Origin of the sequence: Hymenobacter sp. YIM 151858-1 (assembly GCF_025979705.1) — a bacterium.
Taxonomy (GTDB): domain Bacteria; phylum Bacteroidota; class Bacteroidia; order Cytophagales; family Hymenobacteraceae; genus Solirubrum.
Window position 1 is genome coordinate 2,940,243 of sequence record NZ_CP110136.1, and the last position, 22,636, is coordinate 2,962,878.

Annotated in this window: 19 protein-coding genes; 5 read left to right on the forward strand and 14 right to left on the reverse strand. The window is 61.6% G+C overall.

The window, feature by feature from the left end; all coding sequences use genetic code 11:
• Positions 1-86: 86 nt before the first annotated feature.
• The 3 genes from lpdA to OIS50_RS13020 all read right to left on the reverse strand — a co-directional run bounded on the left by lpdA (position 87) and on the right by OIS50_RS13020 (position 4,753).
• Positions 87-1,493, reverse strand: a complete 1,407-nt coding sequence (lpdA, locus tag OIS50_RS13010) for a dihydrolipoyl dehydrogenase (RefSeq protein WP_264691068.1) — start codon at positions 1,491-1,493, stop codon at positions 87-89.
• A 286-nt stretch (positions 1,494-1,779) separates the two neighbouring features.
• On the reverse strand, positions 1,780-3,435 hold the full coding sequence (locus OIS50_RS13015; RefSeq protein ID WP_264691069.1) for a M1 family metallopeptidase: 1,656 nt from the start codon (positions 3,433-3,435) through the stop codon (positions 1,780-1,782).
• Positions 3,436-3,964: 529 nt separating this feature from the next.
• Positions 3,965-4,753, reverse strand: a complete 789-nt coding sequence (locus OIS50_RS13020) for an SDR family oxidoreductase (protein ID WP_264691070.1) — start codon at positions 4,751-4,753, stop codon at positions 3,965-3,967.
• Positions 4,754-4,911: 158 nt separating this feature from the next.
• Between OIS50_RS13020 and OIS50_RS13025 the strand changes: the two genes are divergently transcribed.
• Positions 4,912-5,889: an EamA family transporter gene (locus OIS50_RS13025; RefSeq protein ID WP_264691071.1), complete on the forward strand. Its 978-nt coding sequence runs from the start codon at positions 4,912-4,914 to the stop codon at positions 5,887-5,889.
• A gap of 315 nt (positions 5,890-6,204) precedes the next feature.
• On the opposite strand, the gene OIS50_RS13030 is transcribed toward OIS50_RS13025, so the two are convergent.
• The 8 genes from OIS50_RS13030 to OIS50_RS13065 all read right to left on the reverse strand — a co-directional run bounded on the left by OIS50_RS13030 (position 6,205) and on the right by OIS50_RS13065 (position 14,597).
• Positions 6,205-7,089 carry a universal stress protein gene (locus OIS50_RS13030; RefSeq protein ID WP_264691072.1) on the reverse strand — a complete coding sequence of 295 codons (885 nt, stop codon included), beginning with the start codon at positions 7,087-7,089 and terminating at the stop codon, positions 6,205-6,207.
• 54 nt (positions 7,090-7,143) lie between these two features.
• Entirely contained in the window at positions 7,144-7,902 is a 759-nt protein-coding gene (locus OIS50_RS13035; protein WP_264691073.1) for a sulfite exporter TauE/SafE family protein, read from the reverse strand.
• Positions 7,903-8,011: 109 nt separating this feature from the next.
• Positions 8,012-8,497 (reverse strand): FixH family protein, encoded by a 486-nt coding sequence (locus OIS50_RS13040; protein WP_264691074.1) that lies wholly within the window; start codon positions 8,495-8,497, stop codon positions 8,012-8,014.
• A 290-nt stretch (positions 8,498-8,787) separates the two neighbouring features.
• Positions 8,788-10,203 (reverse strand): cytochrome c oxidase accessory protein CcoG, encoded by a 1,416-nt coding sequence (gene ccoG / locus OIS50_RS13045; RefSeq protein WP_264691075.1) that lies wholly within the window; start codon positions 10,201-10,203, stop codon positions 8,788-8,790.
• Positions 10,204-10,474: 271 nt separating this feature from the next.
• Positions 10,475-11,389 carry a cbb3-type cytochrome c oxidase N-terminal domain-containing protein gene (locus OIS50_RS13050; protein ID WP_264691076.1) on the reverse strand — a complete coding sequence of 305 codons (915 nt, stop codon included), beginning with the start codon at positions 11,387-11,389 and terminating at the stop codon, positions 10,475-10,477.
• Positions 11,383-11,583 carry a hypothetical protein gene (locus OIS50_RS13055; RefSeq protein WP_119445222.1) on the reverse strand — a complete coding sequence of 67 codons (201 nt, stop codon included), beginning with the start codon at positions 11,581-11,583 and terminating at the stop codon, positions 11,383-11,385. The genes OIS50_RS13050 and OIS50_RS13055 overlap by 7 nt, the downstream gene beginning before the upstream one ends.
• 92 nt (positions 11,584-11,675) lie before the next feature.
• Entirely contained in the window at positions 11,676-13,877 is a 2,202-nt protein-coding gene (gene ccoN / locus OIS50_RS13060) for a cytochrome-c oxidase, cbb3-type subunit I (RefSeq protein WP_264691077.1), read from the reverse strand.
• A 222-nt stretch (positions 13,878-14,099) separates the two neighbouring features.
• The gene (locus OIS50_RS13065; RefSeq protein ID WP_264691078.1) at positions 14,100-14,597 is read right to left on the reverse strand and encodes a DUF4126 domain-containing protein; all 498 of its coding nucleotides are present in this window, start codon (positions 14,595-14,597) and stop codon (positions 14,100-14,102) included.
• A 531-nt stretch (positions 14,598-15,128) separates the two neighbouring features.
• Here OIS50_RS13065 and OIS50_RS13070 point away from each other — a divergent pair.
• The 3 genes from OIS50_RS13070 (at position 15,129) to OIS50_RS13080 (ending at position 16,863) form a co-directional block, all read left to right on the forward strand.
• Complete coding sequence (locus OIS50_RS13070; RefSeq protein WP_264691079.1) at positions 15,129-15,809, forward strand: carboxypeptidase-like regulatory domain-containing protein; 681 nt, start codon at positions 15,129-15,131, stop codon at positions 15,807-15,809.
• A 208-nt stretch (positions 15,810-16,017) separates the two neighbouring features.
• Complete coding sequence (locus OIS50_RS13075; RefSeq protein ID WP_264691080.1) at positions 16,018-16,449, forward strand: hypothetical protein; 432 nt, start codon at positions 16,018-16,020, stop codon at positions 16,447-16,449.
• A 45-nt stretch (positions 16,450-16,494) separates the two neighbouring features.
• On the forward strand, positions 16,495-16,863 hold the full coding sequence (locus OIS50_RS13080; protein ID WP_264691081.1) for a hypothetical protein: 369 nt from the start codon (positions 16,495-16,497) through the stop codon (positions 16,861-16,863).
• Positions 16,864-16,969: 106 nt separating this feature from the next.
• Here OIS50_RS13080 and OIS50_RS13085 read toward each other — a convergent pair whose 3' ends face one another.
• Positions 16,970-18,685 carry a carbamoyltransferase family protein gene (locus OIS50_RS13085; protein WP_264691082.1) on the reverse strand — a complete coding sequence of 572 codons (1,716 nt, stop codon included), beginning with the start codon at positions 18,683-18,685 and terminating at the stop codon, positions 16,970-16,972.
• Positions 18,686-18,834: 149 nt separating this feature from the next.
• On the opposite strand from OIS50_RS13085, the gene OIS50_RS13090 reads away from it, so the two are divergent.
• Positions 18,835-21,579 carry an alpha-L-rhamnosidase-related protein gene (locus tag OIS50_RS13090; protein ID WP_264691083.1) on the forward strand — a complete coding sequence of 915 codons (2,745 nt, stop codon included), beginning with the start codon at positions 18,835-18,837 and terminating at the stop codon, positions 21,577-21,579.
• Between the two features lie 132 nt (positions 21,580-21,711).
• On the opposite strand, the gene OIS50_RS13095 is transcribed toward OIS50_RS13090, so the two are convergent.
• Both OIS50_RS13095 and ccoS read right to left on the reverse strand, forming a co-directional pair.
• Positions 21,712-22,317: an REP-associated tyrosine transposase gene (locus OIS50_RS13095; protein WP_264691084.1), complete on the reverse strand. Its 606-nt coding sequence runs from the start codon at positions 22,315-22,317 to the stop codon at positions 21,712-21,714.
• 135 nt (positions 22,318-22,452) lie between these two features.
• On the reverse strand, positions 22,453-22,623 hold the full coding sequence (gene ccoS, locus OIS50_RS13100; RefSeq protein ID WP_264691085.1) for a cbb3-type cytochrome oxidase assembly protein CcoS: 171 nt from the start codon (positions 22,621-22,623) through the stop codon (positions 22,453-22,455).
• Between the last annotated feature and the right edge of the window lie 13 nt (positions 22,624-22,636).

Genomic DNA, 22,636 nt, shown 5'->3' on the forward strand with positions numbered 1-22,636 from the left:
CTGTCGGCAGCACCCTAGCAAACAAAAAAGCGGCTGAAGCTCTAGTAGCTCCAGCCGCTTTGCGTTTCAGCCTTTCGGCTTCCGAATTACATGTGCAGCGCCCGGTTCTCCGTTGCGGCCAGGCAGGCTTCCTTCATGGCTTCGGCGTAGGTGGGGTGGGCGTGGCTCATGCGGGCTACGTCCTCGGCGGAGGCGCGGAACTCCATGGCCGTTACGGCTTCGGCAATGAGGTCGGCGATGCGCGGGCCGATCATGTGCACGCCCAGGATTTCGTCGGTTTCCTTGTCGGCCAGCACTTTCACGAAGCCGTCGAGGTCCATGGAGGCGCGGGCGCGGCCCGAGGCGCGGAAGGGGAACGAGCCGGTTTTGTAGGCCTTGCCCATTTCCTTGAGCTGCTCTTCGGTGTAGCCCACGCCGGCCACTTCGGGCCAGGTGTACACCACACCGGGGATGAGCAGGTAGTTGACGTGCGGCTTCTGCCCGGCCAGCGTTTCGGCCACGTACACGCCTTCTTCCTCGGCCTTGTGGGCCAGCATAGCGCCCCGAATCACGTCGCCGATGGCGTAGATGCCGGGCGTGGTGGTTTGCAGGTGCTCATCAACCTTAATGCGGCCGCGCTCTTCGAGCTGCACGCCGGCGGCTTCCAGGTTCAGGCCCTGGGTGTAGGGCGCCCGGCCCACGGCCACCAGGCAGTAGTCGCCTTCAAACTTCACCTCCTCGCCCTTGGGGTTCAGGGCCGAAACGGTTACGGTGTCGCCGTTGCGGGTGGCGCCGGTAACCTTGTGCGAGAGGTAGAACTCGATGCCGATTTTGCCGAGGATGCGCTTGAGCTCTTTGCCCAGGGCGCGGTCCATGGTCGGGATGAGCGAGTCCATGAACTCCACGATGCTCACCTTGGCGCCGAGGCGGGCGTACACCGAAGCCATTTCGAGGCCGATAACGCCGCCGCCAATCACGATCATGTGCTTGGGTACTTCGCGGATGTTCAGGGCCTCGGTGCTGGTGATGATGCGCTCCTTATCCTGGGCAATAAAGGGCAGCACCGTGGGCTTGGAGCCCGTAGCAATGATGGTGTACTTGGTTTCGATCTGCTGGGCCTCGCCGCCTTCCAGGGGCGCGATGCTGATGTGGTTTTTATCAATAAACGAGCCCACGCCGCGCAGCACCTCGATCTTGTTCTTCTTCATGAGGAACTGGATGCCGTCGGTATTGGCCTTTACCACCCCGTTTTTGCGGTCGATGAGCTGGTTCATGTTGATGCGCAGCTCGCTCAGCTCAATGCCGTGCTCCTTGAAGGTGTGGCCGGCATTGTGAAAGTGCTCGGTGCTATCGAGCAGGGCCTTGCTCGGGATGCAGCCTACGTTGAGGCAGGTACCACCTAGGGTGGGGTATTTCTCGATGAGGGCCGTTTTGAAGCCGAGCTGGGCGCAGCGGATGGCCGCCACGTAGCCGCCGGGGCCGGAGCCGATGACGGTAACGTCGTATTGGTTCATGCTGAAAATCGGGTTGGTAAGCGCGTGGCGGCAAAGGTAAGGCAGAATGCCGAGCCACTGGGTAAGTATGTACCTAGGGGCCCGGCAATGCTAAGGTTAGGGCTACATTCTAGTTCCCCTCCTCAGATGAGGAGGGGCTAGGGGTGGTTGACCTAGGCGCCGAACGTTGACTAGAGCCAGTTTCTAATTCTAACCTTTCAACCACCCCTAGCCCCTCCTCATCTGAGGAGGGGAACTAACACTAGCTTATAAATTTAGCTCTAGCTCCTACCCCACTTTCACCTCATCAGTCCACCAGCACGCCGATGTAGTAGTTGAACGTATCGACCTCCAGGTTCTCGCGGGTGGCGCCGGGCAGGTCGAGGGGCTCGAAGCGGGTGGTGGGCTGCACGAAGCGGTACTCGCCGCCTTTTACCCGCACACGTACGGGCATATCGAAGCCGGGCACGTCGGCCACCCAGCGGCCCAGGGTTTGGTTGTTCTCGAAGCGGACTTCCAACGTGGGCAGGCCGGGGTGGCGCAGGTACTGGTCGAACACTTTGGTGAAGTCGCGGCCGCTTTGCTGGTTGATGTAGCCGATGATTTGCTCGGCCGTAACGGTTTGGTGGCGGAACTGCTGCCCCAGGCCGCGCAGAATTTGGCGCCACTTGTCGTCGTCGTTGACGATGGTGCGCACCATGTTCAGCAGGTTGGCGCCCTTGTCGTACATGTCGCCCGAGCCTTCGCGGTTGACGCCGTAGGTGCCGATGATGGGGGCGTCGTTCTGGATGTTGCGGCGCTGGCCGTGCACGTACTCCTGCCCGGCTTGCTTGCCAAACAGGCTTTCGGTAAACAACGACTCGGAGTAGCTCGTGAACGACTCGTGAATCCACATATCGGCAATGTCGCGGGCGGTAATGTTGTTGCCGAACCACTCGTGGCCGCTTTCGTGAATGACGATGAAGTCCCACTTATCGCCCCAGCCGGTGGCCGATCGGTCTTTGCCCAGGTAGCCGTTCTGGTACTGGTTGCCGTAGGCCACGGCGCTTTGGTGTTCCATGCCGAGGTGCGGCGTTTCCACGAGCTTGTAGCCGTCTTCGTAGAAGGGGTACGGCCCAAACCAGCTCTCGAACGACTTGAGCATGGGTTTTACGTTGGCGCCAAACTGCTTGCGGGCTTTCGCGAGGTTTTCGGGCAGCACCCAGTAATCGAGCGTCAGCGGGCCTTTTTCGCCCTGGTACGTGTCGGAGAAGTGCTCGTAGTTGGCCACGTTCAGGGCCACGTCGTAGTTGTTGATGGGGTTCGCGACAAACCAATCGAAGCGCGTGGCGCCGCCTTTTAGCTTGGTGGTTTTGCGCAGGCGGCCGTTCGAAATATCCTTCAGCCCTTTGGGCACCGTTACGCTGATGAGCATGGAGTCGGGCTCGTCGGACTGGTGGTCTTTGGTAGGCCACCAGATGCTGGCGCCGATGCCCTGGCAGGCCGTAGCCACCCACGGCTGACCCTTGCCGTGCTCCGCAAACACAAAGCCGCCGTCCCAGGGCGCGTGCTGCGCCACGGTGGGGTTGCCGGAGTAATACACGGTAAACTCGCCCTGCGTGCCTTGCCGGATAGGCTGCGGAAACGTAACGAACACCGCGTTGAACTCGCGGGTGAAGGGCAGCTCCTGGCCGCGGTACACCACCCGATCAACCTTTAGGTTGGCAAACAGATCGAACTGCAGGCGCGTGAAATCCTGCGTAGCCGCGTAGCGGAACAGGTTGGAGCCGCTGATGTAGCGCTTATCTACATCGAGCTTTACATCGAGGTGGTAGTACTTAACATCGTAGCAGCTGCGGGGCGGCGTAAGCGTACCGCGTAGCGAATCGGCGCGCGTGAAGGCGGGCCTGGGCTGCATGAGCTGGGCGGCGCCTAGGTGCGGCAACGCCAGCGCGGCCAGGGAGCAGAGCGCGGCTCTGAGCATGGAACAGGAATTTGGGGCGGAGAATAGGTGAAAGGACCCGAAGGCCAAGGTAGGGTTGCGCAAACGCGGTTTGGCTGGCCTAGGGTATTCTTTGCGGCAGGCCATTGCTCGGGACTTTTAGTCCTCTAGCGCCGCAGGGCGATGTAGCGCGGACTTCAGTCCGCGTGTGCTAGAACGAGCGGCGCTGCTGTAGCGCGGACTTTGGCTACGCCGACCTTCGGTTGTGGTCCGCGTCCATCGATGTGACTTCTGGTACCTAGGTCGATTATCAGAGAAATCCATTTGGGGACGCGGATCACAACGTCCGCGCCATACGCGGACGAAGCGGTAGAGATGCTTCGATAAGCTCAGCATGACTTACGCAAGAAGTAGCCTACCCTCTAGCTCTAGCCTTTCAACCACCCCTAGCCCCTCCTCATCTGAGGAGGGGAACTAGCCTTAGCTTAACACTAGCTGCGGCTTTGTTTAACGTGCTTCAAAACAAGTAAACTAGGTTATGAACACTCTAGTAAACCAGTTTACCTCGCTTCTACCGCACTTTGGCCCGGGTTAGGAGCTTGGCAAAGATGGTGGGGGCGAAGCGCTTTAGGTACACGCCCAGGGTTTCTTTTCCGCCGATGCAGGCTTCGTTGTCGCCGCGGGCGATGATGGGGAGGGCACGGCGGGCAAAGGTGTCGGGCGCGAGGCCCTGGGCGGTGGCGTCGTCCATGGTACCTAGGGCGCGGCCGTCGCCGGTAAGGGCGTTGACGGACACGCCCGTGCGAATGAAGCCCGGGCAGATGATGGTGATGCCCACGCCAGAGCCATGCAGCTCGGCCCGGAGCGAATCGAAGAAGCCGTGCAGGGCGTGTTTGCTGGCCGCGTAGGCCGAGCGGTACGGCGTACCGAACTTGCCCACCAGGCTGCTGATAACCACGATGCGGCCCGCGCCTTGCTGCAGCAGGTGCGGCAGCGCGGCTTTGCTCAGGGCCACGGTGCCGAAGTAGTTCACCTCCATCAGCCGGCGGTCGACGTCGGGCGCGGTTTCGAGGGCCAGGGAGCGTTGGCTTACGCCGCCGTTGTTCACGAGCACATCGAGGCGACCGTAGTGCGCCAGCACCTGCTGCACTTTGCCGGGCAGGCTGGCGGCATCGCCTAGGTCGAGGGGCAGCACCAGGGCCTCGGCAGGGGAGCAGGCTTGCTGCACGCGGCGCAGCGCGGCCTCGTTGCGCGCCGATAGCACCAGCCGGGCGCCCTCGCGGGCCAAGGCCTTGGCCAGGGCTTCGCCGATGCCCGAAGAGGCGCCGGTAACCCAAATCACTTGGTTGCGGAAATTCATGCCCGGCAAGGTATGCAGCTGCGGGCGCGGTTGGGCCACAACAGCGGGCAAGTTTCGCAAGAAACCGGTTGGATGCCGCACCCAAGGCCGCTACGTTTGCGGGCGTTTCGTAGAAGGCTCCGTTGCCCGCTACCTAGGTGTCGATTTGCGCTGTTGCTATGTCTGCTACTGCTGTTTCTGCGCGTCCTGCGCCCGTGCTGGTTGGCGCGGCGCTGCTGGCGCTTTACCTGATTTGGGGCTCCACGTACCTGGCCACCAAAACCGCCCTCACGGCGTGGCCGCCGTTTTTGCTCTCGGGGGTGCGCTATTTGCTGGCCGGCAGCGTGCAGTACGCCGTTATCCGGCTGAGCGGCGCGGCGGCCCCCACGCGGCAGGATTGGCTGCGGGCCGCGGTGGTGGGCATTTGCCTGCCGCTGTTCGGCAACGGCGGCACCACGTTTTCGCAGCAATATATTCCGTCGGGGCTGGCGGCGCTGATGGTGGCTACCGTGCCCATGTTTCTGGCGGTGCTGGGCTGGTGGAGCGGCCTCACGCCGCGGCCCACGGCCAAGGTACTGCTGGGTTTGGGGCTGGGCCTGGGTGGCATGTACCTGCTGGCCAAGCCCGATACCGCGGCACCGGTGCTCATCTCCGGCCACCATGGCTTGGGCGTTGCGGCGGTGCTGCTGGCGGCGTTTATGTGGTCGGTGGGCTCGTTGTACTCCAAAAAGAACCCCATCGGCGGCTCGCCCTTTTTGGGGGTGGGCATGCAAATGATTTGCGGCGGGTTCTTCCTGCTGATGGCGGGCTTGCTGCACGGCGAAGCTCCGCGTTTTCACCTGAGCGGCATTACGCCGAAAGCGTGGTTTGCCTTTGCGTACCTCGTTACGTTTGGCTCCTGGATAGCTTTTTCGGCCTACATCTGGCTGCTGCGGGTGGTGGAGCCGGCGTTGGCTGGCACCTATGCCTTCGTGAACCCCGTGGTGGCTGTGCTGCTGGGCTGGGCGTTTGCCGGCGAGGCCCTAAACGTGCAGATGACCGGCGGCGCCCTGCTGATTGTGCTGGCCGTAATGTTGGTGGTGCTGGGCGGCCGCAAGACCTCGGCACCGCAGCCGGCCCCGGCCGGCGAGCGTCAGTTGGCCGACGTGGAAAACTGACGCGGGCCTAGGTGGCCGGGGCTGCTGGCTGAATAGGAACTGTCATCCTGAGCCTCAGCGAAGGACCTTTTCACATCAGGACCTCACCCCCGGCCCCCTCTCCAAAAGAGGGGGAGTAGATGCTATCCGACATCAGCACGCGAGATGCCTCGACAAGCTCGACATGGCGACCTAGGCGCATCGTTCACACGCGAAAAGGTCCTTCGGCTGGCGCCTCAGGATGACAGACGAAACAACGATTGTTCAACCATTCCTGCATCAGCTTGCTGGTGCATCCCCTCCTCATCCGAAGAGGGGAACTAGGTTTTCGCTCGGTTAAACTGCCTCCGCGGCTGCGCTAACCGTTGTAACCTGTTGCTGGGCGCAATGCTCGCAGCAGAAGGCCGATTGCTGCTGCGGCTGCCGCTGCACCAGCACCGGAATGCGGGTGTGGTAGGCGCGGGTTTTGGTGTAGCACACATCGAAAAAGCGGCGCAGCAGGCCCACGTTGGCAGGTGCGAAAACGAGCAATTGCGCCTGCATTTGGGCGCAAAACTCGCTTACCCCTTCCAGCGGGTCGTCGTCGAGCACCAGCTTGCTGTCGATGTTTACGTTGGGCAACTCCTGGCGAATCAGTTGCATGCCGCGCTTGATGCTGATGAGCTCCGGCAGATCGAGGCGCTGGTAAAAGTGAACCAGCTGCAGCTGCGCGCCCAGGCCGCTCACCAGCTCGTTCAGGCCGGGCAGGGTGGCTTTGTCGAGGCTGCCGAAATCGGCCATAAAGGCCAGGCGCGCGGGCAGGGTGCGCGAGCCGGGCGGCACCACCAGCACCGGGCAGCTGGCCAGCTCGGCAATGCGAATGGCGTGGTTGCCGCTGATGGCCTCTTCGCCGCAATCGATGTGCTCGAGGTTCATCACCACCAAATCGGCCGCGTACTGGTCGATTACCTCCTGAATACGATCATGGAGGCAGCCCGAGCGCACGGCGTGGCGGTAGCGGATGCGGCGGCCATCCTGCCGCACCAGCTGCACGTAGCGCAGGCGCTCGGCCAGGGTGTCGAGGCGCTTTTGGTAATCGGCGGTTTCGGCGCCCGAGAGGTGGCCGTGGTGGCAGTACAGCAGCACCACTTCGGCACCTAGGCGCACGGCCAGCTTATTGGCGTACACGAGGGTATGCTCGGCCGCAGCGGTCAGGTCGACGGGAACGAGGATGGTTTTCATCAGGCGGAGCGGCTAGGGTAAAAGCTGAAATGTCGAGAGAGAAAAAAGCACCGGCTACTCGGCCGGGGTAGCGTGGCAAACCGAAATGGTGGCCGGCGTGTGGGCTGCCGTGGGGTGGCAGCTGGCCGCTTGGCCGCTGGCCGTGGTGCCCACCTGCGGGCTCAGGTACGGAATGCCCAGCCCCAGCCCGCGCACGATGAACAGCACCGCCATGGCCGTGGCCACCACCGGCACCGCCTGGCGCAGCCGGGTGCGCCACTGCAGCGGCACCAATCGGCCCGTGAGCGACAAAGCCAGCATGAGCGGCAGCGTGCCCAGGCCAAACAAGGCCATGTAGGCGGCAGCCCCTCCTACCCCGGGCGCGCTCAGGGCGCCGGCCAGGGCCAGGTACACCAGGCCGCAGGGCAGCAGGCCATTCAGCACCCCGCTCATGTACAGAGCACCTAGGGATGGGCGCTGGAAGAAGTACGCCAGGGTTTGTTTCAGGCGGGCCAGTACGCGGTCGAGGCCCAGGGCGGCGGCTGCCCGGCCGGTGTAGCGTTCGGGCACCGCCACCAGCAGCAAAATCAGCAGGCCCGAGGCGATGGACAGGCCTTGCTGCACGCCCGCCACCCGCAACGATTGCCCCACCAGCCCGGCCAGGGCGCCGAGCGTGGCGTAGGTGCTTACGCGCCCCAGGTTGTAGAGCACGCGCCCCGCCACGTAGCGGCTGCCGCCTTGCCCCGCGCCCGGCAAGGCCAGCGCAATAGCGCCGCACATGCCCACGCAGTGAAAGCTGCCGAGTAGCCCAAAAAGAAAACCAGCCCAGAGCATGAACGAAGGGGTAAAGCGACAAGCGGCTGCCCACGGCAGCCACCAAAACGCACCGAGGTGCTAGCGAAGGCAAGTTCGCTAGCACCTCGGCAGGCAACTATGATAAAAATCAGTCCTCGACGGTGATATTTTTCTCCACGAAGTAGGCCTGGCCGGCAGCTTCAAAGTCGAGGCGGATGCGCCAGTAGCCGGGCTTCAGCTTGGCCGTGCTCAGGTGTTGGGCGCCGCCGGCATCGGCTTGCAGGGGCACGGCAAAGTCGAGCGTCTGGTCGGAGGGCCGGAAGAACTGCACTTTGCCGGTGGCCTGCTGGCCGGCCAGGTTGGCGGGCAGCTGCAGGGTCAGCTCGTCGGTGGCGGCGTCGTAGGCTACGTCCACGGCGCTGGGCAGGGCGTTGGTGCGCGCCACGGCCTCCATGCGCTGCTGGTGCTGCAGCTCCTGCTGGTAGTAGTCTTTGCTCACGAGGTCGACCTGGGTGCTCATGGCCTGCTTTACCATGTAGCCGATGAAGAGCGCAAACAGCACGAAGGTCGCGATGATGGCGTAGGGCCAGAGGCTGCGTTGTGGGGCGGGTTTATTCACGGTGAGGGTGCTCATGGGAAAGGGGTAATTTACATCTGTCATCCTGAACATTCTGCGCATCAAGCAGAGACGAAGCGGAGTGAAGGACCTACTCACGCTTGGACGACCTAGGGAAAGCGCGCCGTGCCGATCCGTCTGAATGTTATGTCGAGCTTGCCGAGACCTCTCGCGTGCTGACGCTGGATGGTGACATTACTATCCGGCGAGATGTCTCGGCAAGCTCGACATGACGTTCGGTGCCAGGGTCGTGCGGGCGTGAGAAGGTCCTTCGGCTGGCGCCTCAGGATGACAGATAAGAACAACACTTACTGCGCCGGGGCCAGAAACTTGGTTTTCTCTTCGGTTATCAGCTGGCCGCCGCTGTACACGCCGATGCGGATTTGGTTGCTTGTGCGGGTAAGCGCGGCGGTGGGCAGCTCGGCAAAAAACACGCCCTCTACCATGCCTTGCGCGGGCAGCTTCAGGCCGTTTTGGCCCACCAGCTTCACCGAGCCGTTGGCGGGCTCCAGCACGCGCACCTCAATGGGCATGGCGCGGTTGGTTTTGTTGATCACCGAGATGTTGTAGAGGTTGGTAACGGTGCCACGCCCCGTCTTTTGGTACAGCTGGCCGGGGGTGCGCAGCACGGTGGCATCTACGTTGGAGCGCGTTATCAGCAGGCCCGCCATTACGGCTACCAGCAGCACCAGCACGGCGGTGTAGGCCTTGATGCGGCCTGTAACCTTGAACTTGGTACCGGCCTCGATGTGCGCTTCCGAATCGTAGCGGATGAGGCCGTGCGGCTTGTTGATGAGGTCCATGATGGAGTTGCACACATCGATGCACGCCGTGCAGTTGATGCACTCCATTTGCTGAGCACCGTTGCGGATATCGATGCCCGTGGGGCACACCTGCACGCACTGTTTGCAGTCGATGCAGTCGCCGGCTTTGCGCTCCTGGTTTTTGCGGAGCTTCTCGCGCGGCTCGCCGCGGCCGTAGTCGTAGGCCACGGTAATGGTGTTCTTGTCCTGCATCACGCCCTGCAGGCGGCCGTAGGGGCAGGCAATGGTGCACACCTGCTCGCGAAAGCGGGCAAACACCGCGTAGAAAACACCCGTGAACAGCACCATCGAGCTGAGGCCCCCTAGGTGGTTCAGGGGCGAGTCGGTCACGATTTTCACGAGGGCCTCCGAGCCGATGATGTAGGCCAGGAAGGTGTTGGCAATCAGAAACGAGATGAGCACAAACACGCTGTGCTTGCCCGTGCGGCGCCAGATTTTGTTCCACGTCCAGTCGGCTTTGTCGAGGGCCTTCTGCTGGGGCGCGTCGCCCTCGAAGAAGTACTCCACCCGCCGGAACACCATCTCCATGAAGATGGTCTGGGGGCACACCCAGCCGCAGAAAATACGGCCGTACACCACCGTAAACAGGATGATGAACAGGATAAAGGCCATGAAGCCCAGCAGCAGGATAAAGAAATCCTGCGGCCAGAAGATCTGGCCCATGATGATAAACTTGCGCTCAACCACGTTGAGCATCAGCACCGGCAAGTCGTTGATGCGCAGCCAGGGGCCGGCAAACAGCAGCGCGAGCAGGCCGTAGCTTACCCATTTGCGGGCGTTGTAGAGCTTGCCGCTGGGTTTTTTCGGGAAAAGCCACACGCGCTTGCCCTCGGCGTCGATCGTCGAGATAGTATCGCGAAACGACTCGGCAGCGGCGGGTTTGGTGGCGACGGGATTCATCTTATATCGGAGGCCCCGCGGCGCAACAAGCACCTAGGGCGTTATCAGCTACACATTCCGTCGGCCTGCGGCAGGCCAGGCGTGGCCGGGCACCTTGCCCTGGCCGTTGCACTCCCCCAAAATGCCCGCCGCCAACCTAGGGCTGGCGGCTTATCCGAACGCAGGGCTGTGCTGTGAGCGGTTGTCGGATAAACAGCGGGGAGAAGGGTACCCGCTGCGGGCAGTTTACTCAGGTGTCATGTCGAGCTTGCCGAGACATGACGGATTGTTTCTACAGCTTGGCTACCGGCTTGCCGCCGGCGGGGGCTTCTTTCTCGCCCTGCGGGGCCTTGGCGTTGGCCGGGTTGGTGCCCTGAATGCTCAGGATGTAAGAAGAAACCTGCAGCATTTGCTTGCTCGAGAGCTTGCCTTTCCAGGCCACCATGCCTTTGGTAGTGACGCCAAACTTCACGGTTTTGTACACCTTGTTTACCTCGCCGCCGTGCAGCCAGTACTCGTCGGTGAGGTTGGGGCCTACTTTGCCTTCGCCGGCCTGGCCGTGGCAGGCGGCGCAGTTTTGGGCGAACACGGCCTTACCGGCTTCAATGTCGGCGGCGGCCGTCAGGGCTTTGTAGTCGGTGGGCTTGTTGGGGTCGTCGTTGGCGCCCAGCTTGGCGGCCAGCATGGCGGCTTCGGCCATTTCGTGCTGGTACTCGGCGTCGCTCAGCTGGCCGGTTTCCGACACGTGGTAGTGGATGAAGTAGGCAATACCGAACACGATGGTGGCGTAGAAGCTGTACTTCCACCACGGCGGCAGGTCGTTGTCGTACTCCGTGATGCCGTCGTAGTCGTGGCCGGCCATCACGTCTTCTTTGTACGTGCCCGTCAGGCCCACCGTATCACCCAGGAACAAGCCCAGGGCGCGGCCGTACCACGACTGCCGGATGGTTTCGATTTCGTACACCTTCTGGAGCAGCGGGCGCATTTGCCACAGCAGGGCAAACAGCATCAGCAGCACGAAGATGATCAGCCCGGTGAGGCCACCCATCAGCCAAAGCATGGTGCTTAGGCTGGCGCCGGTTTCGGCGGCGGGCTTGGCAGCGGCCTCGGTGGCAGCGGCGGCAGCTTCCTGCGCCACGGCGGCCGAGCCCGTGAACAGGCCGCTCAGCACGAGCAGCGTGCCTAGGTACCAGCGGCGCGTTAGCATAGCACACCTCCTTCCGGTTGGGCTTGCGCGGCGTCGTCGGCCTGCAGCGGGATGTGTTTCATGGCCTGGATGTGCTCGCGGCTTACCACGCACACATACACCAGCAGGGCCAGGAAGAAGAGAAAGAAAATGACGAAGGAAATGAGCGGGTAGATTTCGATTCCGCTGATTGCCTGGAGGACGTTCTTGTACATAACGCTAGACCTAGAGAGGCTTTAGGGGCAGGGCGCCGGCAAGTGTTTCCAGCACGTGTTGCGAGGGGCGCCCCGCCCGGGGCCATTTGTTATTATTCAGCGGCGGCTACAGCCGAGGCAGCAGCCTGGTCTTCTTTCACTTTGATGTCGGTACCGAGGCGTTGCAGGTAGGCAATCAGCGCCACGATTTCCTTGTCCGATTTCACCTTGATGTCTTCCTTGGCCAGTTCAGCCACGATACCGGCCGCCTGCTTTTCGGCGTCCTGCACCGCTACCTGCTCGTAGCCGGCGGGGTAAGGCGTGCCGAGCTTGCGCAGGGCGGCAATCTTATCGGCCGTGCTGGAGTAGTCGGTCTGGTTTTCGAACAGCCAGGGGTAGGGCGGCATAATCGAGCCCGGCGACATGCTGGTGGGGTCCATCATGTGGTTGTAGTGCCAGGAGTGCGGGTACTTGCCTCCGAGGCGGTGCAAATCGGGACCGGTGCGCTTGGAGCCCCACAGGAAGGGCCGGTCGTACACGAACTCGCCGGCTTTGCTGTACTCGCCGTAGCGCTCGGTTTCGGAGCGGAAGGGGCGCACCATCTGGGTGTGGCAGTTCACGCAGCCCTCTTTGATGTAGATGTCGCGGCCTTCGAGCTCCAGCGAGGTGTAAGGCTTCACAGAAGCAATGGTGGGCACGTTTTTCTTGATGAGGAACGTGGGTACCATTTCCACCGCACCGCCGATCAGGATGGCTACCGTGGCCCAGATGCTGAGCTGCACGGGGCGGCGCTCAATCCAGCGGTGCCAGTGGCCGCCTTCGTGGCTGTGCTCGTTATCGATTACGGCCGGAGCGTGGAACTTCTCGTCGGCCAGCAACGAGCCGGCTTTGGCGGTTTGGTAGAGGTTGTACACCATCAGGAACACGCCGCTCAGGTAGAGCACCCCGCCGATGCCGCGCAGGTAGTACATCGGTACAATCTGCATCACGGTTTCGAGGAAGTTGGCGTACTGCAACATGCCCTCGTCGTTGAACTGCTTCCACATCAGGCCCTGCGTGAAGCCGGCCCAGTACATCGGAATGGCGTAGAACAGGATGCCCAGGGTGCCGAGCCAGAAGTGGGTGTTAACCAGCTTGCGCGAGTGGATGGGGGTTTGGTAGAGGCGCGGCCACAACCAGTAGAGCACGGCGAAGGTGAGGAAGCCGTTCCAGCCCAGGGCGCCAACGTGTACGTGGGCTACAATCCAGTCGGTAAAGTGGGCAATGGCGTTTACGTTCTTCAAGGAGAGCATCGGCCCTTCGAAGGTGGCCATGCCGTAGGCGGTAATGGCTACCACCATGAACTTCAGGATGGGCTCTTCGCGCACTTTATCCCAGGCACCGCGCAAGGTGAGCAGGCCGTTGATCATGCCACCCCACGAGGGGGCAATCAGCATTACCGAGAACACCACACCTAGGGATTGGGCCCAGTCGGGCAGGGAGGTGTAGAGCAAGTGGTGCGGCCCGGCCCAGATGTAGATGAAGATCAGCGACCAGAAGTGGATAATCGAGAGGCGGTACGAGTACACCGGGCGGTCGGCGGCCTTGGGCAGGAAGTAGTACATCAGGCCCAGGTAAGGTGTGGTCAGGAAGAAGGCCACCGCGTTGTGGCCGTACCACCACTGCACCAGCGCATCCTGCACCCCGGCGTAGAGCGAGTAGCTCTTCATGAACGACACCGGAATGGCCAGCGAGTTGACGATGTGCAGCACGGCCACCGTCAGGAACGTGGCGATGTAGAACCAGATGCCCACGTACAGGTGCTTCTCCTTGCGGCGGGCAATGGTGCCGAACATGTTCCAGCCGAACACCACCCAGATCAGGGTAATGGCAATGTCGATGGGCCACTCCAGCTCGGCGTACTCCTTGGAGGAGGTGAAGCCCAGCGGCAGCGTAGCCACGGCCGATACGATGATGAGCTGCCAACCCCAGAAGTGGATTTTGCTCAGCAGATCGGAGAACATGCGCGTTTTACACAGGCGCTGCAGCGAATAGTACACCCCCATGAAAATGCCGTTGCCTACGAAGGCAAAAATCACGGCATTGGTGTGCAAGGGACGGATACGGCCGAACGTGGTGTAGGGCGTACCCATGTTGAGCTCGGGGCGGGCCAGCTGAAAAGCGGCAATTACCCCGATCAGCATGCCGGCAATGCCCCAGAAGACGGTAGCAATGCCGAAATTGCGGACGATTTTGTTGTCGTAAAACGATGCGAGAACGGCCTTCGAAGGTTTAACTAACTCCTGGGGCGGTTTCGCTTGGACCAGCACAGCCATAGCGCGAAACGGGTTGTTTTGAGTGTTACAAAACTCCCCAAACCCCGACCGCCAAAAGATGACGAAAGTCAGATACTGCGGGTGATTGATGTCAGTTCGGGTGCTGCGGGTTCAGCACACTGCCCCCGCTGCCGCGCCGCCACCTGCACCAACGCGCTGCCCCGGCCGCTTTAGCGGCCGGGGCAGCGCGTTGGCTTTACTTGCCAATACAACTCTAGGTGCTTACCGACCGGGCGTGTGGCCCTTGAGCAAAGCCGAGCCGCTGGCCAGCATCAGGGCGTCTTCTACCACGCCCGGCCAGGGCTCCTTCAGGGCGGTGTTTTGCGAAGCGGCTTTGCGCAGGTACAGCGCGCCGTAGGTGCTGGCCACGGCGGCGGCGGCACCCAGCAGGGCGCCTTGCCACACGCTGCTGCGGTTGGCTTTGGCCAACACGCTGCCCACCAGCGCCCCCGATGCAATGCGGCCACCCAAAATGGGCGGGGCGGTGCGGTCGGGCATGCCGGGCAGCTTGTCGCCGATGATTTCGCCTGCGGCCATTACTTTCAGCAAGTTGGCCGCGGTGCCCGACTGAAACCAGCCGAGCCGCGAGGCCGCGAGCCGGCCCGAGGGGTGCTTGTGCAGTACGTGGCTAAGCATGGCCGGCGCCGACATGCTGCGCAGCCCGGCCACCGCGCCCAGGCCCAGGGTTTGCCACAATCCGGCAGAACGTTTATTGCTCATAATTAAGTCAGGGGGTTAGTGCACTGGCTTAAACGTACCCCGAGGGGTTACGGGCGAACCGAACGCCAGCGGTTGCCCGCATCAGCTGGGCGCCAGGTATAGTATGCGGCACTGGCTTGGCAACTCAATTCGGCCGTTTTCAGTACAATCTGAAATTTTTATAATCGATAATATTATAAATTATATTATGCTTTAATTTGTTTAATTATTTGATAAATAAGTTAAACAAATAATTACTTTTTAGCCTAGAATACATCATCCGTAATACTAATACTATTATGCGTGGTTAAACCACTATTTTATTATATATAACAAACAAAATAACGAGTCTACTGATAAATATTCGTCGCGCATGCGGGTTGGTTTATCGTGCAATTAATATGGTTCAACGAGCTCCAACAGGCATTAACACCTTTGTTAAGTACAATAATTTTATTTAAATAATTAAAGAAGCCGCAACCTATTTCAGCATGCGCCGCTACATCCGTGCCGCCCAGTTGCGAACCTATTGCCCGCCTTCCACCAACCAGTATGAAATTAAGCTCTTACCCATTTCACCCGGAAACCGGGGAATTGTTACCAGCTTACCGCGATGCGTATTTGCGCGGCGATTTATCGTCGAAGAATACCGAAGCCGTTGATGCATACATGCGCCAGCACAGCCAGCACGCCGACGATACGCTCCGCCGCTACTACGAAATGAAACAGGCTGGCGATGCGGTTCGCCCCGTGGGCTGGGTGCAGCGCCAGTTCGACCTGATCCGTACCGAGCCCGAGCGCTTCCGCCGCCGGGCGGCCACCCTGGTAACGGCCGGCGCCTTGCTGGGCGGTGCCGTGTTTGCGGGCACCAACCTGCCCACGCCCGCCAGCGAAGCTCCTGCCCTGGCTAACCCCGCCGAGGCTACGGTGGCCGAAGCCGCCAGCCTACGCCTGGTTACGGTGCGCGGCCGCATCCTCGACGAAAACGGCCACCCGCTGGTGGGCGCCACGGTGCTTCGGAAAGGTACCCGCATGGGCGTGAGCACCGATGCGCAGGGCCACTACGCGCTGCGCGTGCCGGCCGGGCAGGCCGCTACCCTGCAGTATGCCTACGGCGGCTACGCCGAGGAGGAGCTGCAGGTGAAAGCCGGCGCGGTGGAAAACGTAACGCTGCTGCCGCGCACCGAGCAGGCCGAAGCGCCCGCCAAAAAGCGCCGCTGGCTGCTTTTCTAGCGTAGCGGCCACTTACCCCGTCCGGATATAGAGGCTACTCACTGGGCAATAGCAAGCAACGCTATTTATCCGGCTATTCTGTATTGGCCCCGATTCGCGGGTCCCTCCGCGGCAAGCGCGGAGGGACTTTGCCCTTCCCGCTTCGTGTGGGGTGTGCCTGCCGAGGCTGCTTTTCTTTCCGTTTACCTTCTTTCCCCAGATCAGCTAAATGAGATTTCCCTTTCTGCACAAAACCGTTGTGAAGAAAATTACGGGAGACGCATTGGGCATTGATCGGTACAAAGCCGACGCCGTCATCAACGCGTTGCTGCTCGATTTGCCCGAGCTAGTGGCCGCGGCTGTGGTGCAGGTACCCGCCAACAAAACCCTGGCCGCCTACACCAGCACCAGCCAGTTCGACCCCTACAAAATCAGCGGGCGCAACGCCGAGCTGGTGCGCCAGATGCAGCGCATGCTGGCCGCGCCGTGGCTGGCGGGCCAGCAGCTGGCCGACGTGCTGGTGGTGCTCGACGAGCAGCTGCACTGCCTGCGCCTGGCCGCCGATGGCCAGTGGCTGTGCTACGCGGCCGTGCGCTCGGCCGATACCAACATGGCCGTGCTGCGCGAGGTGCTGCGCCGCGCCGCCGCACCCCTTTCCTAACCTGTTGCTTACTCCTTTTTCAACTTCTTTCTCTTCCCTTCTCTCATGTCTATTATTACGCCCAACCAAGCCGTTCAGAACATCCTGAAAGAGCTGCCCTCGCTGGTAGCCGTGGCCGTAGTAGAAACCGAAACCGGCATGCCGCTGGCCCACCACTCCAACCTGGCTACGTTTGATGCCGAAACCGCCGCGGCCTACAACACCGAGGTAATCAAGCAAAAGCTGAAAGCTATTCAGGCCCTGAAGCTCGACCAAACCGTGCAGGACATCCTGCTGACGCTTACCGACCAGCTGCACCTGCTGAAGCTCTCGGCCGACGGCGGCAAGTTCATTTACCTCGCCGTGAAATCGGCCGACACGAACCTGGCCATGGCTCGCCAGGTACTGAAAAGCCAGGCCGCGGTGCTCAACTAAGCAGCCCGGCTACCCCCCCGAAAAAAGCCCGCTGGCCCTAGGTGCCAGCGGGCTTTTTTGTGCGCGGCACCTAGGGCCGGTAGGCGCGCCGGCCCTAGGTGCCCGGCTACTTCCGCAGCAAAAAGGGCCCCAGCACCAGCGCATCGAGCCCCGATTGCAGGTAGCAATCCAGCGCATCGGCCGGCGACTCGATCAGGGGCATGCCGTTGAGGTTGAACGAAGTGTTGAGCAGCACCGGCACGCCGCTGCGTTGGCCGAAGGCCAGCAGCAGCTCGTGGAACAGGGCGTTGTCGGCCTTGGGCAGTACGGTTTGCAGGCGGCCGGTGCCGTCGTTGTGGGTTACGGCGGGCAGGCGGCGCTGGGCTTCCGGCTTCAGGCGAAATACCTTCTCCATGAAGTAAGCCGTTTCGCCCTCGGGCAGCTCGAAGTACTCGTGCTGGTGCGCGGCCGGCACGGCGGGCGCAAACGGCCGAAACGCCTCGCGGTACTTGATGCTGGCGTTTACCTGCGCTTTCATGTCGGGTCGGGTGGGGTCGGCCAAAATGCTCCGGTGACCTAGGGCGCGCTGCCCAAACTCCGAAGCGCCCTGAAACCAGCCGAGCACCTGCCCTTGGTACAGCAGCTCGGCCGCGGCGGCGGTTATGCTGGCAGGTCGCTCGTAGCGCAGCTTGCGGCGCTGCAGCTCGGCTTCTAGCTCAGCTTCGGGGTACTCGCGCCCGAAGAAGTTGTGGCGGCTGGGCTCGGGGTGTGCGGCCCTGGGTTCGCCGAGCACAAAGTGCCGGCCGTAGAGGGCACTGCCCACGCTGATGCCGGTGTCGTCGGGGGTGCCGCCGATGTACACCTCGGCGTAGCGGGTATGCTGGCGCAGCTTGCCGTTCAGCACCGAGTTCATGAGCACGCCGCCGCCGAGCACGAGGCGGCGCCGACCGGTTTGGGCTTGTAGGTTGTTGAGCAGCTCAAATACTACCTCCTCGGTAATGCGCTGCACGGCGGCTACAATGTCGTAGTCGCGTTGGGTAAGCTCGGCGCCGGGCGCTGCGGGCGAGCCCAGCAGCGCCTCGAGCTTGGGCGAAAAGTACCGCGGCGTGAAAAACAAAAAGAACTCGAAGTAGCGCAGATCGAGCTCGAAGTGCAGCCCCTCTACCGTGATAAGCGGGCGGAGCTGCTCGTAGTAGGTATCCGAGTTGCCGCGCGCGGCCAGGGCCATGATCTTCCACTCGTCGCTGTTGGGTCGGAAGCCCAGGAAGTCGGTAAAAGCGGCGTAGAACAAGCCCAGGGAGTGCGGCGTGCGGTTGGCGGCCAGCTCGTGCAAGCCGTGCGCATCGGCGGTGCCGATCAGGCCAGTGGTGGTTTCGCCAAAGCCATCGGCAATGAAGAAATCGGCCTCGGCGAAGCCCGAGAGCAGCAGGGCATTGGCCAGGTGCGCGTGGTGGTGATTGATGTAGTGAATGCGCGTTTGGTGGCCGCCCGCGCGCAGCAGGGTTTGCCCTAGGTGGTGCACATCGCCTTGCAAAGCGGCCAGTTCCTGGGCCGTAAGCTGCGCCAGCTTGCCGCGGTTCTGGAAAGCATCGGCCAGCGTTTGGCCCGACTGCCCTAGGTACGGCGAGGGGTTCCAGCCCACGAACACGTCGGTAACCTCCTGCACCCGCACGCCCGCCGCCTCGCAGCAGTACTGAATGGCGCGCTTGGGGAAAGACTTGTCCTGCTTAATGCGTGAAAGCCGCTCTTCGGCAATGGCAAACTGCACCCGCCCTTGGGCATCGAGCAAACAGGCCGACGAGTGAAAACCACTGCAATTGATACCTAGGATTACGCGGTGCATAGGGCGGGCTGAAGGGCTTAGGAGCCGCCAAAAATAGCGGTTGTGCGCCGCCGCCGGCTTTGGTGTGCTGCTGCCGGCTGTTGCCTTGCCTGCCACTGCCCCATTGCCTACCGCAGCTACGCGCCCCAAAAGCCCGTTACTTTGCTTTTATGCGCCACCGTTTCTGTTCTCCGCATTTCCTGTTGGCCCTAGGGCTGCTGGGGTCTTGCCACATGCCGAAAGCCACCACCTCCCCTTCCGCTTCAACCAATACGCCTGCGCCGGCCGCGCCCATCTGGCAATCGGAGGCGTACGCCCTCTACCGCGACTCGGTGGTGCAGGGCAAGCACGTGGCGCGGGCGGTATCGCGCCAGGAGCTGACGTCGAATTACCAGAGCCCGGCCAACGAGTTTCAGAGCCCGCAGGTGAGCTTTAAGTTCAGCCTCAACGGCAAAGACAACGAGATGCAGCCCGGCCAAGACCACGTGTTTGTGGCCGTACCCAGGGCGGGCGGCGCCGCGCTCGAAACGCCGGTAATCGTGTTCGGGCAGCAGTACGTGGATAAAACGCCCGTGCCGGCCGACACCTACTTGGCCCCCAACACCCCGCTCAAGATTCGGGTGGACATGCGCCCCGTGCTGGCGGCCTTCCGAAAACAAGGCTACTACCAGCTCTACAACGGCCAGAAGCTGTACCAGGGCGACCTGAAGCACGTGCACGTGGCGGGCAACACCACGCCGCTGAGTTGGGATTTCGACAACCTCATCAATAAGCCCCAGCTGGAGCTGAAAGACCCCGACGGCGACGGCATTTACGAAACCACGGTGGTGCTCAACGCCCACTCCGATGCCAAAACCACCGCCAAGCAGTGGAAGCCCAGCCTCGATGTGTCGGCGTTTCCGCAGTACCAATCGGATTACCCGCTGCTCGATGCCATTTACAACCTTAGCATTGAGGAAGCCACGCGCGCCGTGGAGCCCGATGGCACCTTCCGCACAGGTCAGGAGTGGGCCGGCGTCTGGACGCGCGACATCAGCTACAGCATCATCCTTTCGCAGGCTTTGCTGCAGCCCGAAGTGGCCAAAACCAGCCTCCTGCGCAAGGTTACGGCCGATGGGCGCATCATTCAGGACACCGGCACGGGCGGCGCCTACCCCGTTTCTACCGACCGCATGATTTGGGCCGTGGCTGCCTGGGAAATTTACCTGACCACCGGCGACGAGGCGTGGCTGCGCAAGGTGTACCCCATCGTCAAAAAGTCCATCGAAGACGACGTAGCAAACGCCTACGACGCGCAAACGGGCCTGGTGCGCGGCGAGTCGTCGTTCCTGGATTGGCGCGAGCAAACCTACCCCAAGTGGATGCAGCCCGCCGACATTTACGAGTCGGAGAATCTAGGAACGAACGCGGTGCACGCGCAGGCCAACCAGGTGCTGTCGGAAATGGCCCGGCTGCTGAAACAAGACGGCGACGCGGTTCGCTTCAGCAAATTGGCCGAGCGCATTCGGGGCGGCGTAAACGAGCACCTGTGGCAGGAAGAAAAGGGCTACTACGGCCAGTATCTTTACGGCCGCACCTACAAAACGCTGTCGCCACGCGCCGAAGCCCTAGGTGCTGCCCTGAGCGTATTGTTTGATGTGGCACCGGCCGAGCGCCAAACCACCGTGGTGCAGCGCACACCCGTAATGGCGTACGGCATTCCGTGCATCTACCCGCAAATTGCCGGCATTCCGCCCTACCACAACAACGCCGTGTGGCCCTTTGTGCAGAGCTACTGGGGGCTGGCCGCCGCCAAAGTGGGCAACGATACGGCCTTCATGGAAAGCATTGCCGCTGTGGCACGCCCTGCGGCTTTGTTCGTTACCAACAAGGAGAATTTCGTGGCCTCGAACGGCGACTTTGCCGGCACGCAGGTAAACAGCAGCGTCATGCTCTGGAGCCTGTCGGGAAACCTAGGGCTGGTGTACAAAGGCCTGTTCGGCATGAATTTCCAGGCCGACCGCCTCGATTTCCGCCCATTCGTACCGCAAGCGCTGCAAGGCACGCGCCGGCTAACCAACGTCAAGTACCGCCAAGCCGTGCTGAATGTGGAGATGACGGGCTACGGCCGCAGCATCCGCAGCATTACCATGGATGGCCAGCCGCTGCCCAACCCTACCGTGCCGGCTACGCTCACGGGCACGCACAACATCCGCATCGAGTTGGCCAACGAGGCACCTAGCACGGCCGCCCAAAACAAAGTACCGCACCACGTAACCACCATGACGCCCGCCGTGAGCTACCGCAACGGGCGCCTCAACTGGCCAGCCGTAGAGGGAGCCAAAGCCTACCAGGTGCTGCGCAACGGCCAGTTTGCCGCCCGCACCACCGATACAGAGTTTGCCGTACCCGCCCCCACCGCGTACACCGAGTACCAGGTACTAGCCGTGGATGCGGCCGGCTACGAGAGTTTCGCCAGTGAGCCGCTGGCCGTTGAAGCCGACAAGTTCCGCCGCAGCTACGAGCTCGAGTCCTCCGCTCCAGCAGCCAGGCTGCCCTACAAAGGCTTCGCGGGCAAGGGCTTCATCGAAATCAGCAAAACACAAAACCGCCGCGTAGCCGTGCGCGTGCAGGTACCCGCCGATGGGGTTTACGCCATCGACTTCCGCTACGCGAACGGCAATGGACCCATTAACACGAGCAACAAGTGCGCAATCCGCACGCTGCGCAATGGCGTGAAGCAGCTCGGCACGGTGGTGCTGCCGCAGCGCGGGGTGGATGAGTGGTCGGATTGGGGTTACTCCAACCCCGTGGTGGCGCAGCTCAGCAAAGGCATGCACACCCTCACGCTCACCTTCGAGCCCGCCAACGAGAACATGAACGGCGAGGTAAACCAAGCCATGCTCGATCAGCTGCGCCTGACGCGTGTGCGCTAACGGTACAGAACGATTGTACCCGCGTGTAGCGCGGACTTTGTAGTCCGCGTCCCCGGATAGTAGCTTCTAATCGCACGAACGATGAAGAAATGTATCTGCGGACGCGGACTACAAAGTCCGCGCTACTGCGTTCTAGATGTCACGCCAGTAGCTGTGCGGCCATTTTTGCCAATCGGCTACCAACCCGGCTTTCACAGGATTTTCCAGCACATACGCGATAATGCGCTGCATCTCGTCGCCGCTGCGCACCACGTGGTCGTAGCTTTCGGGTTGCCAGAACGCGCCTTCTCGATTCAGCAGCAAGTTGGCTTGTCGGCCGCTGTAGCCTTTCAGCCGCTGCAGTGTTCGCGTCAGAGGAGGTGCATCTTCGGGTAGCCTTACCAGCAGATGCACATGGTTTGGCATTAAGCAATAGCAGATCAGCTCATACTCGTCCTCATCAAAATGGTGCAGACTTGCTTTTACCACTTCCGCCACGTCGGGGCGCGATAACCACATAGGTCCAGTTGTCGCTTGGTCGAGCAGTTGGTCAAAATGCCGGAAGTAGCGCTTACGGCGGTTCCTCACTTCATCAGCAGCAGTCCGGCTTTCGGCTTGCTGCACTTGGCGCAACTGAACGCGTAACTGCTCTACTACTGTGCGCGGCAGTGAGCTAGCTAATCTGAAAGTGATGAATATGGATTCGCCTGAGGGCAGGCGGTGAGGCAGGTTGCGCTGGTAATGAGTCAGGTCAGTCACAGACCATTGAACGCAGTAGCGCGGACTTTGTAGTCCGCGTCCACAGATAGTAAATTCAAATCAGCTGAACGATTGAGAATACTATCCGGGGACGCGGACTACAAAGTCCGCGCTACAGGCGGGTACGCTGTTGTGCTATTGCGGCTGCTCCGTTGGAGCTTGCGTCTCGCTGTCTTCAAACAACATGCGCACCGAGGGCGTGTACGTATCGTCGTACTGGTGGCTGCGCACGGCCCACACGAAGGCCAGCAGGAAGAGCACGGCAACGGTAAGCGAAATGGTGATAAGGCCGAAGATGATTTCCATGACTCAGGAGGAA